The sequence below is a fragment of the Hymenobacter rubripertinctus genome (genome assembly GCF_003583925.1).
Classification (GTDB): Bacteria; Bacteroidota; Bacteroidia; order Cytophagales; family Hymenobacteraceae; genus Hymenobacter; species Hymenobacter rubripertinctus.
Genome location: NZ_QYCN01000007.1, coordinates 85,059 through 98,434, shown reverse-complemented (window position 1 = coordinate 98,434; position 13,376 = coordinate 85,059). Strand labels below are relative to the sequence as shown.

At 58.6% G+C, this 13,376-nt stretch carries 13 protein-coding genes; 5 read left to right on the top strand and 8 right to left on the bottom strand.

What is annotated here, in order from left to right; all coding sequences use genetic code 11:
- Window positions 1-271: 271 nt before the first annotated feature.
- Both D0T11_RS06620 and D0T11_RS06615 read right to left on the bottom strand, forming a co-directional pair.
- A complete protein-coding gene (locus D0T11_RS06620) occupies window positions 272-1,102 on the bottom strand; it encodes a YsnF/AvaK domain-containing protein (RefSeq protein ID WP_245990651.1) in 831 nt (276 codons plus the stop codon).
- 41 nt (window positions 1,103-1,143) lie between these two features.
- Window positions 1,144-1,524 carry a YsnF/AvaK domain-containing protein gene (locus D0T11_RS06615; RefSeq protein ID WP_245990649.1) on the bottom strand — a complete coding sequence of 127 codons (381 nt, stop codon included), beginning with the start codon at window positions 1,522-1,524 and terminating at the stop codon, window positions 1,144-1,146.
- A gap of 519 nt (window positions 1,525-2,043) precedes the next feature.
- On the opposite strand from D0T11_RS06615, the gene D0T11_RS06610 reads away from it, so the two are divergent.
- The 4 genes from D0T11_RS06610 to trxA all read left to right on the top strand — a co-directional run bounded on the left by D0T11_RS06610 (window position 2,044) and on the right by trxA (window position 4,621).
- Window positions 2,044-2,565 carry a GbsR/MarR family transcriptional regulator gene (locus tag D0T11_RS06610; protein WP_119654987.1) on the top strand — a complete coding sequence of 174 codons (522 nt, stop codon included), beginning with the start codon at window positions 2,044-2,046 and terminating at the stop codon, window positions 2,563-2,565.
- A gap of 118 nt (window positions 2,566-2,683) precedes the next feature.
- Window positions 2,684-3,601 (top strand): TIGR01777 family oxidoreductase, encoded by a 918-nt coding sequence (locus tag D0T11_RS06605; RefSeq protein WP_119654986.1) that lies wholly within the window; start codon window positions 2,684-2,686, stop codon window positions 3,599-3,601.
- 99 nt (window positions 3,602-3,700) lie between these two features.
- A complete protein-coding gene (locus D0T11_RS06600; protein ID WP_088463728.1) occupies window positions 3,701-4,069 on the top strand; it encodes a hypothetical protein in 369 nt (122 codons plus the stop codon).
- Window positions 4,070-4,291: 222 nt separating this feature from the next.
- Window positions 4,292-4,621 carry a thioredoxin gene (gene trxA, locus D0T11_RS06595; RefSeq protein WP_044016382.1) on the top strand — a complete coding sequence of 110 codons (330 nt, stop codon included), beginning with the start codon at window positions 4,292-4,294 and terminating at the stop codon, window positions 4,619-4,621.
- Window positions 4,622-4,706: 85 nt separating this feature from the next.
- Here the strand turns inward: trxA and D0T11_RS06590 are convergent, their stop codons facing one another.
- The 4 genes from D0T11_RS06590 to D0T11_RS06575 all read right to left on the bottom strand — a co-directional run bounded on the left by D0T11_RS06590 (window position 4,707) and on the right by D0T11_RS06575 (window position 10,458).
- On the bottom strand, window positions 4,707-5,675 hold the full coding sequence (locus tag D0T11_RS06590; protein WP_119654985.1) for an energy transducer TonB: 969 nt from the start codon (window positions 5,673-5,675) through the stop codon (window positions 4,707-4,709).
- Window positions 5,676-5,923: 248 nt separating this feature from the next.
- The gene (locus tag D0T11_RS06585; protein ID WP_119654984.1) at window positions 5,924-6,409 is read right to left on the bottom strand and encodes an AsnC family transcriptional regulator; all 486 of its coding nucleotides are present in this window, start codon (window positions 6,407-6,409) and stop codon (window positions 5,924-5,926) included.
- A gap of 594 nt (window positions 6,410-7,003) precedes the next feature.
- Entirely contained in the window at window positions 7,004-8,122 is a 1,119-nt protein-coding gene (locus tag D0T11_RS06580; RefSeq protein WP_245990646.1) for an isoaspartyl peptidase/L-asparaginase family protein, read from the bottom strand.
- Between the two features lie 134 nt (window positions 8,123-8,256).
- On the bottom strand, window positions 8,257-10,458 hold the full coding sequence (locus D0T11_RS06575) for a protein-disulfide reductase DsbD family protein (RefSeq protein WP_119654983.1): 2,202 nt from the start codon (window positions 10,456-10,458) through the stop codon (window positions 8,257-8,259).
- A gap of 228 nt (window positions 10,459-10,686) precedes the next feature.
- Here D0T11_RS06575 and D0T11_RS06570 point away from each other — a divergent pair, with 228 nt between their 5' ends.
- On the top strand, window positions 10,687-12,018 hold the full coding sequence (locus tag D0T11_RS06570; protein WP_182888278.1) for a hemolysin family protein: 1,332 nt from the start codon (window positions 10,687-10,689) through the stop codon (window positions 12,016-12,018).
- Window positions 12,019-12,154: 136 nt separating this feature from the next.
- On the opposite strand, the gene D0T11_RS06565 is transcribed toward D0T11_RS06570, so the two are convergent.
- On the bottom strand, window positions 12,155-12,682 hold the full coding sequence (locus tag D0T11_RS06565) for a hypothetical protein (RefSeq protein WP_119654982.1): 528 nt from the start codon (window positions 12,680-12,682) through the stop codon (window positions 12,155-12,157).
- Between the two features lie 120 nt (window positions 12,683-12,802).
- Window positions 12,803-13,312: a gamma carbonic anhydrase family protein gene (locus tag D0T11_RS06560; RefSeq protein WP_119654981.1), complete on the bottom strand. Its 510-nt coding sequence runs from the start codon at window positions 13,310-13,312 to the stop codon at window positions 12,803-12,805.
- Window positions 13,313-13,376: the final 64 nt, after the last annotated feature.

Below are 13,376 nucleotides of genomic sequence, written 5' to 3'. Positions count from 1 at the left end.
CTACGGCTGCTCCGCAGTGCCTTGTTATTGCTCGGGGTTGCAGTGCTGGGCGTGCTGGCCCTTATTCTTTTTCCGGTGAGCCCCATTTTGGGTATTTTGTCCGGGCTGATTGCGCTACTAGGGCTTGTTGGCATTGGGCTGAATTTCGCGCGCTGAAGGTTCCCTGCTGCGCGAACTTCAAAGCAGCGGAAGCAGTAAGAACCTCACCCGGCTAATGCGGATGAGGCTCTTATTCTCCGGGCAGCTAAAAAGCTACCTAAAACACTATAGGTTACTTAGTATTGCGCGTGTTCTGGTCGTTGCGCACATCTTTGGTGCCGAGTTTCTCGACGTCCACTTCGGTCTTGCGAACAGTTTCGTGGATAGTCTTTTCACGCTCGGTTACATTTTTACCCAGCGTAACTTCTTCCACTACGCGAGCTTCTTTGCCTACTACGGCACGCTCAGCGCGTTCGGTTACTTCAACCTCACCTTCCTTGAAGGCGTTGAAATCAGCTTCCGTAGCCGGACGATTTACGGGGGTACGCTCAACACTCACGTGCTCTTCGCGCAACCGCACGCTGGCTTCTACGGGGCGCTCCACGATGCGGCTACGCAGACGGGCACCACCGGTTTGCTCCACGCGCTTACCTACTTGCAGGTTTTCCTCAATTACTTTGGCCGATACTTCGCCTGCTTTGTTGGCAGTACCAGAAGCCTTATAACCAGTCTGCTGGGCCTTTTCATTTACATCAATCGCCCCAGCCTTATCCAAAATTTCGGCAGCCTTGTGAGCATGGTCAGCCGACTTGCAATGCACCGTTACCATCGAGTGGCTGTTGCGGGCTACGTGCGAATAACGGTTCGCATCATCGTCGTCGCCGAACAGGTTGCTGAAGAAGTTGCCGATACTGTCGCCGGTACGACCAGCGGCGTCGCCTGCCGCTTCGGTAGTAGTTCCGGTGCTGTTATAGTAGTTGCTGCCCTGTTTCGAATCGCGGGAGATGGTGTCTACATCGTCGAGCGAGAAACCAGCTGTTTTGAGCTGCTGAGCCGCTTGCTGAGCGTGGGTGGCGGTATCGAAAATTCCTACTACGGTCTGATTCATGGTATTTTGAGTCATGGTATTGATTTATAAATGGTTGGAAAGAAAAGACTATTTTTCTAAGGCTGAGGGGGCACTGAATTGTCTGCGCTACGCTCAACCCTGATCTGTTCCTGGCGTAGCGTTACCGTACTGGTGTGCGGCTCTTCCACCACGCGCTTGCTGATGCGGAGTTCTTCCACAACCAGCACCCGGGTAACGACCACCTCGCGCAGAATGGGCACAATCAGCACATCACCTTCCTGGCGGCTACCGGGTAGCGGCGCGTCGTCGGCCACAAACTGGTTAACGGGCACACGCTCTACCTGAACTTCATCGTGCTGAAGCAACACGTTTACCTCCTGCTCGTGCTCCTGTACCGTTTTACTGATGCGAACCCGGCCGGTTTCGACCAAGTTGCGGTCAATTACTACTTGCTCCTCTACTACGGGCAGCACCATTGGCCGGCGATTTTCCGAATTTAGCCGGTTATCAGCCGCCTGATTAGCATCAAAAACAGAGTCGGCTTGCATAGATAGTGAAAAGAGTAAGTAAGACGTTGCCCTTATTCTTACGCCCCTAATGGCTACTGGTTCGATAAGTCAGTAAAGCGAATGCCTGCTGGTCGGCCATGGTTTTGTACTATTAAAATATTTGTTTAGTTATATACTTATTACATAAGAGGGCCTCTGGACCAGCTATGGTATGTTTTTGACTTTTACAAACTCAACTGTTTGATCATTTGTCAATTGCCTGATTCGGGGGCGCTTTTTTTCAAATAAATTTATGTTCAACCAGCCATAGCTTGACTTGAGAAAGCGCATTGTTCTGCTTTTAAAGTCCGAGATTTCAGCTTGGTAGAACGACGCTAAAATGCACGTGAGTGACTATCGGATGCTCTTTAACAACGTGGCGAATTGAACTCAAAATAAACTTTCAATTTATATTGAAAGTTTGAAATCTTCTTCTACATTTGAGGCATGCAACTCGACGAAGCCAAAAGCCGGTTCATTGAAGGGTGGGGCACCCTGGGCTCCGCCTGGGGCGTGAGCCGGACCATGGCTCAGGTACATGCGCTACTGCTGGTTTCGGTGGGCGCGCTGAGTGCCGAAGACATCATGGAGCAGCTCCAGATTTCGCGGGGCAACGCCAACCTCAACGTGCGGGCTCTTATGGATTGGGGCCTCGTGCGCAAGGAGCTGCGGCCCGGGGAGCGGCGCGAGTTTTTCTCGGCTGAAAAAGATATTCACCGGGTGGCTACCCTCATTTTGCAGGAGCGCCACAAGCGCGAGCTGGCGCCCATCATGCGGGTGCTGGGTGAAATCCGGCAGGTGGAGCCCTCTCCCACCGTCTCGGCGGAGGAAGCACAGGCTTTCACTCAGATGATTGGTAGCATCCACAACTTCGCCGAATTCGCCGACCGGGCCGCCGCCACCCTCATCAAAGCCGATGAGAACTGGTTCCTGAGCACGTTCATGAAGCTCATGCGGCCCCGCTCCTAAGGCAAGCCTATTTTTTTGTCATCATATTTCAATTTTTATTGAAAGTTTAATAAGAATAATTATCGATATTATATTCCTCGGATACACCTTTCTCTCTCTTCTTTTCATCCTCTCGATTATGGAACGACCCAAACTGATTCTCGCGGGCGGCAGTGGCTTTCTGGGTCGACACTTGGCCCGGCACTTTACCCAGTTGGGCTACTCCGTAGTAGTGCTAGGACGCACCGCCCGGCCGGGCGTAGTCCGCTGGAACGGGCGCACGCTGGGGCCGTGGGCGGCGGAGTTGGAGGGCGCGGCCGTGCTCATCAACCTGGCCGGCAAATCCGTGGACTGCCGCTACCACGCCGTGAACCGCTACGCCATCGTGCGCAGCCGCACCGACAGCACCCGGATATTGGGCGAAGCCGTGGCGGCTTGTGTTACTCCTCCGGCAGTGTGGCTGAATGCTTCCACGGCTACTATTTACCAGGACACCCGGGAGGCACAGCCGGCCAACACGGAAGCCAGCGGCCGGCTCGGGCGGGATTTCTCGGAGATGGTGGCCCAGCGCTGGGAAGCCGAGTTCAACCTGGCACCGGTGCCCGCCACCCGCCGCGTAGCCCTGCGTGCGGCCATTGTGCTAGGCACCGATGGCGGGGCGCTACCCGTAATGGCCCAACTGGCCCGCTTCGGCCTTTGCACGCCGCAGGGCAACGGTCAGCAATGGATCAGTTGGTTGCACATCGCCGATTTCTGCCGGGCCGTGGAGTTTCTGGTGGCCCGCCCGAATCTGGAAGGGGCGTTCAACCTCTGCGCCCCCGCACCCCTGTCCAACCACGCCTTCATGGCCCTGCTCGACCAGCACTACCGCCCGCGCTGGCACCTGCCGCAACCGCAATGGCTGCTCGAAGTGGGGGCGTTCCTGCTGGGCACGGAAACCGAGCTGATTCTCAAGAGCCGCAAGGTGGTACCAGACCGCCTGCTCAGCGCGGGCTTCCGGTTTCAGTTTCCCGACTGCCCCACCGCCCTGGCCGATTTACTGCCGCAACTGACCTGATTGCTGCCCCGGCCAGCTTCAGCAGCAACTCGATTATTCTTCAGCGCAACTCACGTTCTTCCTATTTCTCTCATTCCTCACCTTTTTTCCCTTACTACCATGAACTTTCACCTCCTCGTTTACGGCGTGTACCTGCCCGCCACGGTTGTACTCACGGTCTGGGTCGCCCGCACATTGTTCACCAATGGCCGCACGTTTCTGGTCGATATCTTCCACGGCAATGAGGCCCTGGCCGATTCGGTGAACAAGCTGCTGCTGACGGGTTTTTACCTCATCAACATCGGCTACGCCATGCTTACGCTCCGCAGTACCGACCCCATCGGCAGCTACCAGCAGAGCGTGGAACTGCTCAGCGTGAAGGTGGGCACCATCATCCTGATTCTGGGCGGCATGCACTTCTTCAACCTCTACGTGTTCTACAAATTACGCAACCGCGCGCAGCAGTACGCCAAGGCATATCACTCTTGATGCCTGCTAATTAACGCCGCCTGATGTGGGGTGTATTCCGGCCCCGGTAGCTGCGCCTTGCCTGGGGCGTAGCCGCCGGGACTCCGGGCAGGTTGGGCGGCAAAACTGCCACTCTGGCCGAAGTGAACTTTCCGGCCTACTCCTTGTTGGAACGCAATCTGCTACCTTGCGGGCCGCTTGCTCGTATAGAAGCATTACACCTTTCAACCAAACCTGACTATCATGGGACATAAAGCCATCGAAATCACGGATGCTAACTTCGACCAGATCATCAACTCCGACAAACCCGTACTCGTGGACTTTTGGGCCGAGTGGTGCGGCCCCTGCCGCATGGTGGGTCCGGTAGTAGAAGAGCTGGCCGGCGAGTACGAAGGCAAAGTTATTATTGGCAAAGTCGATGTAGATGCAAACCCGCAGACGTCGGCCAAGTTCGGCATCCGCAGCATCCCCACCCTGCTCGTGTTCAAGAACGGCCAGGTTGTAGATAAGCAAGTGGGTGCTGTGCCCAAGCACGTGCTGGCCCAGAAGCTCGACGCCCAGGTAACGGCCTAATTTCCGGCTACTTTTTGTAGAATAAGCCAAACACCCCGGATCTGCTTCAGCAGGTCCGGGGTGTTTGGCTTATTGCGGCCGATAGTTAGTCGTTGGGCTCGGGGGCAGCGGCACGGGCTTCGGAAGGAGGCACTTGGGGGTGCTTGAGGCCGGAAGCCAACGAGAAATTCGGAGCGAAGTAGATGGGAATAGTAAACGTCATGGCCGTCGGCAGATTGTACTCGCGGCCGGGCTCAAAAGCCGGCAGACTGGCCACTACGCGGCTGGCCTCCTGGTCGGCCTCGGGGGCTAGGCCCTGCACCACCCGCACCTGGCTCACGCGACCATCCTCGCCCACGGTATAGTTCACGTACACGCTGCCCGTAATGCCCTTGCGCCGGATATTGCGCGGATAATTGGTATTGCGGGCTATAAAGCTGAGCAGCGCCGCGTCGCCGCCCGGGAAGCGGGGTAGTTCCCGGGCCTGTACCCGGCTCATGTAAGGGGAGCCATCCTTGTTGAAAAACGCCAGGGCCAAGGGCTTGCCCTGCCGGTCAGGCATTTCGATGGCGCTTAGCTCGCCGGTATCAAAGTAGTAGTGCCACTCGCCCACGGCACGGCCGGCATGGTAGCGCCCCTCCGAGCGTTTCTGCCCGTTGCGGTGAACCGAGAGCCAGCGGCCCACCCGCTGGCCGTCGGAATAGTCGCCCCGTTGGTGTACCCGCCCATCTTCATACCAGCCTAGGTACAAACCATCCGCTTCATCGTCGCGGTAATGCACCTGGGCGGCCCGGCTGCCGTCGGGGTGGTACCAGGTAAGCAGCCCGTTGCGCACGGGCGGCTCGATGGAAGAGAGGGTGCCTTTTAGCAGCAATGTGCCTGACAGCGCATATTCGCGCATAGCGTAGGTACCCAATAACTCGTTTTTGCGGTCGACGAGGCGGTAGTGCGTGGCGCTGTCGGGCACCGTGGGCTGGTCCTGATCATTGAGATAGACAGCGGGTAGGCTCTGGCTTAGCCCCGCCTGATGAACCAGGAAGGTAAAACATACGAGAACAACGCAACGAATTCCCATAAACAACCTGATTAAAGCCCCTACCTGGTTGTACGAAATATAACCAGCAGAAGGTCAATGCCCAAGCCTATCCAAAAGTTCTATTTAAAGTGCTACTTAAGCTATTTGTCGGCCTATTTCCACTGCTTTCACAGGACGTTCTCACCGGTTTGCCCACTGCCGGGTGAGCTGGTAACTGCTCTAAAATACCACAGCCGCTCCCCTTGCAGTAAAGGAAGCGGCGCAAGGCTGGCAATCGGTTTCGGGAGTTAGCTGGGTTGCGCCTCCACTTCCTGTAGCTGAATGGGACGGTTGAAGGCCTCCTCCAGCGAGATCAGGGTTTCGGTGCGCTCAATTCCTTCGATCAGCTGAATCTGCTCATGCAGCACTTCCCGCAGATGGTTGGTATCACGGCAGATCAGACGAGCAAAGATGCCATAGGCTCCGGTGGTGAAATCGATGCTGACTACCTCCGGAATCTGGTAGAGCTGCTTTACGACGCCCTCGTAGACGGAACTCTTCTGAAGATAAATTCCCAGAAAGGCCCGGACACCGAAGCCCAGTTTCTGGTAGTCGATCTTGAGAGTAGCTCCCAGTACGATACCTAGTTCCTCAAGCCGGGCCATGCGCACGTGTACCGTACCCCCCGAAACGTGCACTTTGCGCGCGATTTCGGTATAGGGCATCTTGGCATCTTCAATCAACAGGGCCAGAATCTTCCGGTCGGTGTCGTCAAGTTCGTAATTGCGAGCCATTTTCAGGGGTGTTGATTATATATATTTTAACGAAGTGCTTCGTTTTTTAAAAAGTATGTAAATTTCCCTGCAAATGCCTGAATTTATTTTATGAGAACAAGGAACCCACTACATTTGTCACAATCCAACGCAAACGGCAGCGGATTGTTTTTGACCCTGTAGAATGATGAAACTGGCAGACATACCCTCCTCTCTCGGGGGTGGAGATTCGGGAAAAACTGGTCCGGCGGCCGGCTAACTACTCCGTGGAGGTTCGAGTCCTTCTTCTACAGCACAACGATTTTTGGGTGGGACAAGTGAGGAGGAAAACGGGACGTATCTGGGTGGGTACGTTCTGAATTGAGAGGCGGCATCTGGGTGGGTGCCGCCTTTTCTTTTTCCTTTCTTCGACCAGCTTCCTTCTGATTCCTTTTGCCGTTCTGACACCAGATTTTTGGTAATCCGGGCGCAAAGTTCGCCTTTTTCACTCGAAAACCCACGGATATTCCTGAAATAAAGGCTCCCGGCTACTGCCGGGAGCCTTTGTCTTTTTACAATGTCAACCCGGCGCGTTTTCGAGGGCCGCCTTTCCTTTACCGGGGCCATTTACGCAGGCTACTCGTTCTTATAGATCTGGACCTTTCGTTCTCCGCTGGCCCGGATGTAGGCCCGGTACATGCCGGCCGAGTTGAACGGCATAGCAATGTTGCCCTTCGCATCCACGGCAATCAGGCCCCCGTCGCCCCCTAGTTTGCCCACCTTATCGATGGTGGCCTGGGCGGCGGCTCCTACTGCCTGGCCGGCAAACTCCATGCGGGCGGCCACATCGCGGGCCACGGTGGCCCGGAGGAAGTATTCGCCCCAGCCCGTGCAGGAAACGGCGCAGCTCTGGTTGTCGGCATAAGTGCCCGCCCCGATAATGGGTGCGTCGCCAACCCGGCCGTAGCGCTTGTTGGTCATGCCGCCGGTGCTGGTAGCGGCCGCCAGGTTGCCGAACTGGTCGAGGGCGACGGCGCCCACTGTGCCGTATTTTTTGCCTTCCGTAAAAATCTGCTCGTTGGGCAGTACCGCGCCCTGAGCCTTACCGGCCTTGATTTTTGCCTTTCCTTTCTCGGGGGCGGCAGAGGGCGCGTTGAGTTGATCGGGCGTGCCGGGCTTCCGCTCCTCGGCCAGGGCCTTCTCCAGCTGCTGGTGCCGGGCTTCGGTGTAGAAGTAGCCCGGCTCCACAATGTCCAGCCCCTTTTCGCGGGCGAACTGCTCGGCTCCCGGTCCCGTGAGCAACACGTGTTCCGACTGTTCCATCACGGCCCGGGCCGCCCGGATGGGGTTGCGCACCACCGTGATGCCCGCCACCGAACCCGCCGCCAGCGTACGCCCATCCATGATGGCCGCATCCATCTCGTTGCGGCCGTCGTGGGTGAATACGGCCCCTTTCCCCGCATTAAAAAGCGGGGAGTCTTCCATAATCCGGATGGCGGCTTCCACCGCATCCGGGGAAGTGCCCCCCCGCTTCAGCACGGCGTAGCCCGCGTCCAGGGCCTGGTTCAGGGCTTGCTGGTAGGCTTGCTCCTTTTCGGGCGTCATCAGGGCGCGGGTGATAGTACCGGCCCCGCCGTGAATGACGAGCGTAATGCGCGACGGATCGGGCGCGGCAGAGGTGGCCGATTGGGCCTGCCCCAGGGCGGGAACAACCAGCAGCATCGAAGCCAGGCAAAGGCGCAGGGACTGGAGCATAATCAGCGGAGTAAAAAGATGAACGCTTGGAGCGAGAGAGGTATCACCAGCAAGATAAAACGCCGGACCCGGATTTGAAGCCAGGGCCGGCGGTTTGGTTTACGTGGCGGAGCCGGGCAGCGTGTGAGCCGGCGTTACCGGGCCGCAACCTGCTGGCGGTAGCGCGCCAAGCCGGCATCCAGGAACCGTACGAATTCGGCCACATCGGGCTCGTAGCCGATGGGCGGGGCCAGCGCGTGGGCCAGGTCGGCGGGGGCATTGGGGTCGAGCAGCACGTAATACGGCTGGGCATTCACGTTGAAGGCGGCGAGCTGAAGGTCGGCGTTTTTTTTGCCCAGCGTGGTCTTTTCTTTGCCATCGTACTTCGACACGTACACTTCGCTGGCCGGCAGTTCCACCTTGTCATCTACGTAGAGGGCCACCACCACGAAATCGTTTTGCAGGCGCTTGAGTACCTGCGGGTCGCTCCAGACGGTGGCCTCCATCTTGCGGCAGTTCACGCAGGCATGACCGGTGAAATCGATGAACAAGGGTTTGTTCTGGGCTTTGGCGCAACGCTGGGCCTGTTCCAGATCGAAAAAGCCCGACAGGCCGTGGGGCAGCTCCAGAAAGTCGCCGTAGCGGGGGACTTCGCAGGCAGCGTTGGGCGTGGTGGCCGTGGCAACGGCCGGGGCCGAAGCGGCCGCCACCGTGAAATCGGTGCGGCTCTGGGGGGGCAGGTAGCCGGCCAGCAACGGTAGCGGAGCCCCGAACAGGCCCGGCACCAGGTAGGTCATGAAGCTGAAGGAAAGTACCGCCATCAGCAGCCGGCCCACGCTCAGGTGGGTCAGGTCGGAGTCGTGGGAGAGTTTAAAGCGGCCCAGCAGGTAAAGCCCCAGCAGGCCCGAGAGGGCAATCCAGAGCACCAAGTAGATGTCGCGCGGGAGCAGGTTCCAGTGGTAGGCCAGGTCGGCCATGCTCAGAAACTTGAGGGCCAGCATCAATTCCACGAAGCCCAGCGTGACCTTCACCGTGTTCAGCCAGCCACCCGAGCGGGGCAGGCTTTTCAGCCAGGCCGGGAAGATGGCAAACAGCGTGAACGGCAGCGCAAAGGCCAGCGAGAAGCCCAACATACCCACTACCGGGGCAATTCGCTCCCCGCGCGATGAGAGCCCGAGAATAGTGCCCACGATGGGGCCGGTGCAGGAAAAAGAAACCAGTACCAGGGTGAGGGCCATGAAGAACACGCCAATCCACCCCCCTTTATCGGCCTGCGCATCAATCTTGTTGACCAGGCCGTGGGGCAGGGTAATTTCGAAAAGCCCCAGAAAGGAAAGGCCAAAAACGACAAATACAGCGAAGAAAATCAGGTTCGGCAGCCAGTGCGTGGCAATAAGGTTGGGGCCATCCTGGCCGAGCAAAGCGGCGACCACCACGCCAATCAGCACGTAAATCACGATGATGCTCAGGCCATAGACGGCGGCCTTCAGAATTCCGCGCGAACGGCTGTCGTTACCGCTGGTGAAGAACGAAACGGTCATCGGAATCAGTGGGAAGACGCAGGGCGTAATCAGGGCGCTTAAGCCGAACAGAAAGGCGGTAAGCGCGAACCCCCACAGCCCCCCGGCAGCCGCCACCGGCTCGGCTGCCGCCGCCAGGGCGGGCGCAACGGCCGCCGACGTTGCGGCGTTGGCCGCGGCTACGACCGCCGGGGCCGGCCCCGCGGCAACGGTGGCCGGGTCGGCAGTAGGGGCCGGGGTACCGGCCGCCACAACCGGCGCGGTAGCCGGCGCAGCAGCAGTGGCGGCCGTAGTGGCGGCCGTAGTGGCAGGGGCAACCGGGGCGGCAGTTTCGCGGGGCGCGGCGGCGGCGGCCCCGGCAACGTCGATGGGACCGAAGGTGAGGCTTTCCTCACCCGGAATGCACTTACCGTCCACGTCGGTGCAGCTCTGGAACTCGGCCTCGGCCTTGATAGTGAGCGAGCCCGGCTGCAACACCCGGATGCGCTGGCGGATCTGGCCGGTTTTCTCGAAGTAGGTAACGTTGCCCTTGAACACGTCGTCGTAGTGCTTCTGGGCGCCTACCGATTTGGGCGCGCCCACCAGCTCATAGGCAGGGCTCTTGACGAAGGCAAAAGAAAACACCGTAGGCCCCAGATCAGGGTCGAAGTTGGTGGCGTACAGGTGCCACTTATCCTCGATGCGCGCGTTCACGATCAGCTCCAGCTCCTCGCCCACGCGGGCGGCGGGTTGGCTGATGACAGTAGTGAGCCGGGTGGGCTTGAGCACCTGCGCCGTACCGGCGAAGGAAAACAGCAGGGCCAGCAGCACTGGCAGAAAGAAGAAACGACGCAGCATAAGGAGCAAAAAACGACGGGAAGCCGAAGAAGAAGTGTAAAGATCGGCAGAAACGGCAACAGCCGCACGACGGAACTGGTTTATCTGGTTCGCGGATAGGGCCACCGCCGCCGCACGCTGCGGCCACTCATGGACCAGATACGGGGGCAAGTCCAACCCCTTGCGCCGAATGTCGTACTTTTGCCATACAAAGGAAGACCGGGCCGGTTGAGCCCGCCTTCCGCACCTATGGGCTTAAAGATTTTACTGACTATTCTGCTGGTGGCCGCCAACGGATTCTTCGTGGCCGCCGAGTTTGCCTTCGTCAAGGTGCGGCTTTCCCAGATTGAGTTGAAAGCCCAGAGCGGCAACCGCATCGCCCAGCTCTTGCAGTCGATGCTGCACGAGATGAACTACTACCTCTCGGCCACCCAGCTCGGCATCACGCTGGCCTCGCTGGCCCTGGGTTGGATTGGAGAAAGCGTGGTGGCCGAAGTTATTCTGGCCGTTATCGAGAAGTTCGGCCTGGTAGTGGCCCCCTCCATGGTGCACCAGATTGCCATTGTCACGTCTTTTTCGCTTATCACCGTCATGCACATCGTCCTCGGTGAGCAGGCCCCCAAGGTGCTGGCCATTCAGAAACCCGAAGCCACGAGCATGGCCATTGCCATTCCGTTGCGGGCCTTTGCCTTCCTGACCTTTCCGCTGATCTGGTCACTTGATAAGCTCTCGAATCTGGTGCTGCGCATTTTTGGCGTGGTTTCGTCTCACGGCGCGGACGTGCACACCTCCGAAGAGCTGCGGATGCTGCTCGACCAGAGCAAGCAGAGCGGCGAAATCCAGGAGTCGGAGCATGAGCTGCTGGAAAACGTGTTCGAGTTCAACGACCGGATGGTGAAGCAGATTATGGTGCCCCGCACCAAGCTGGTCGCCCTGGAAATGAATACGCCCGAAGACGCGGTGCTGGAAGTGGTCTACAACGAGGGCTACTCGCGCATTCCGGTCTATGAGCTCAATATCGACAACATCGTGGGCGTGCTCTACGTGAAGGACCTGCTCCAGATCATCCGGCGGCAGGAGCCGCTGGAGCTGGCCAAAATCATTCGCCCCGCCTACTTCGTTCCCGAAACCAAGAAAATCAACCGCCTGCTGCGCCAGTTCCAGCGCAAACACATGCACATGGCCATCGTGTCCGACGAGTTCGGGGGCGTGTCGGGCATCGTCACCATTGAGGATATTATGGAGGAGCTGGTGGGCGAAATCCAGGACGAGTACGACAATGAGGTGCCGGTGGTAGAAAAGGTATCCGAAACCGAGTACCGCGTGAATACCGCCACGCCCATCCCCGACGCCAACGAGCACCTGCCCCACCCCCTGCCCGAGGGCGACGACTACGAAACCGTGGGCGGCTTGCTGAACGTGCTCTACGGCAACATCCCGGAAGTCGGCGACGTGGCCATGCTCGACAACTACGAATTCCGGGTGCTCAAACGCTCCCGCCGCGCCGTGGAGCTGGTCCAGATCCGCGTTATGAATGGGGAGGAGCAGGAGGCCGAAATCGGCCAGACGCTGGACCTGTAGCCTCCTGCCCGGTTTGCCCGGCTCCGGTCCCTACATGGAGCCCCGGGCCGACGGCCCTCATGCAATATGCCGGACACACAACGCGCCGTCCCCTTGAGGAGACGGCGCGTTGTGTGTCCGGCGTGGAGAAGCCTGGTTAGCCGTTCACCAGCGCAACGATGAGCAGAACAATGCCCACGATAAGCGCAATCAGACCAATCAGGCCTACGATAGGAACGCCTGCGACACCTAGCAGCAGCAGCACCAGGCCAACGAGCGTGACGATAGCGGCTTTTCCGGCCTTGGATTGGGCCTGAGTAGTTGACGCTACGTTCTGGTGGTCGATTCGCTTGGCCACTTTGGCCACCAGCCGGCTCTGCAAAGCCGAAGTTTTCGCAACCGGAGCCACGCGCTGGCTAGCGCTGCTTTTAACGGCGGCCGACACGCGCTGGCGGGCGACAATGGCCGGAGCAATTACGGCCGTTTCGGGAGCGGGCTTTACTGCGGCGGCGGGCGCTTCAACAGTCGCCTCCGACAGTTCGGGTACGCTGGGAGCAGTACGGGCAACTTCCGTTCCGTGGTAAGCCGACGATGCTGGCTTAAACGCATAGTTGGCGCGGTTGCAAGAGGAAAGGGCCGTCAGTGCGATGAGCGCGGTTGACAGGTAGGCGTAGTACTTTTTCATGGAAAATGAAAAGGGGGATAAAAATGAATCGATAGCCTTTTTAAAGAATTCTGTAAACTCCCCAATAGGGCCGAACAAATCTATTGAGAAATATCGTTTCTGCGTACTGTCGCAAAAAAATTATGCGAACCAGCTGGCGTACAACACGTAATTCTCGGCCGTTTGGCCGATAGTGGCCCGCTGCTGCTCCGTAACGGGCTTGATGCGGCGGGCCGGCACTCCGGCGTAGAGGTAGCCCGGCTCGCAGCGGGTATTTTCCAGCACCACGGCCCCGGCGGCAATAATGCAGCCCGTGCCCACCACGGCGTGGTCCATCACAATGGCCCCCATCCCAATCAGCACGTCGTCCTCGATGGTGCAGCCGTGCACAATGGCCCGGTGGCCAATGCTCACCCGCGCCCCAATGGTGGTAGCCGCCCTGAGGTAGGTGCAGTGCAGCACGGCCCCGTCCTGAATGTTGGTCTGCTCGCCGATGCGGATGCTGTTCACGTCGCCGCGCACTACGGCATTGAACCACACGGTGCAGTGGCGGCCCAGCGTCACGTCGCCCACGATGGTCGCGTTGTCGGCCACGAAACAATCGGGGCCTAGCTGCGGGTGTTTCCCCCGAACGGGAAGAATAGTAGCCATTGGGTGATTAAAAAGTGAGAAAGCAGGAAAATGAGGAAGTCATCGAGCTTCCGTTACGCGAAGA

Coding starts and splice junctions, on each gene's coding strand:
- D0T11_RS06620 (WP_245990651.1), bottom strand. CDS start 1,102: ATGACTCAAAATACCATGAATCAGACCGTAGTAGGAATTTTCGATACC.
- D0T11_RS06615 (WP_245990649.1), bottom strand. CDS start 1,524: ATGGTGCTGCCCGTAGTAGAGGAGCAAGTAGTAATTGACCGCAACTTG.
- D0T11_RS06610 (WP_119654987.1), top strand. CDS start 2,044: ATGCAACTCGACGAAGCCAAAAGCCGGTTCATTGAAGGGTGGGGCACC.
- D0T11_RS06605 (WP_119654986.1), top strand. CDS start 2,684: ATGGAACGACCCAAACTGATTCTCGCGGGCGGCAGTGGCTTTCTGGGT.
- D0T11_RS06600 (WP_088463728.1), top strand. CDS start 3,701: ATGAACTTTCACCTCCTCGTTTACGGCGTGTACCTGCCCGCCACGGTT.
- trxA (WP_044016382.1), top strand. CDS start 4,292: ATGGGACATAAAGCCATCGAAATCACGGATGCTAACTTCGACCAGATC.
- D0T11_RS06590 (WP_119654985.1), bottom strand. CDS start 5,675: ATGGGAATTCGTTGCGTTGTTCTCGTATGTTTTACCTTCCTGGTTCAT.
- D0T11_RS06585 (WP_119654984.1), bottom strand. CDS start 6,409: ATGGCTCGCAATTACGAACTTGACGACACCGACCGGAAGATTCTGGCC.
- D0T11_RS06580 (WP_245990646.1), bottom strand. CDS start 8,122: ATGCTCCAGTCCCTGCGCCTTTGCCTGGCTTCGATGCTGCTGGTTGTT.
- D0T11_RS06575 (WP_119654983.1), bottom strand. CDS start 10,458: ATGCTGCGTCGTTTCTTCTTTCTGCCAGTGCTGCTGGCCCTGCTGTTT.
- D0T11_RS06570 (WP_182888278.1), top strand. CDS start 10,687: ATGGGCTTAAAGATTTTACTGACTATTCTGCTGGTGGCCGCCAACGGA.
- D0T11_RS06565 (WP_119654982.1), bottom strand. CDS start 12,682: ATGAAAAAGTACTACGCCTACCTGTCAACCGCGCTCATCGCACTGACG.
- D0T11_RS06560 (WP_119654981.1), bottom strand. CDS start 13,312: ATGGCTACTATTCTTCCCGTTCGGGGGAAACACCCGCAGCTAGGCCCC.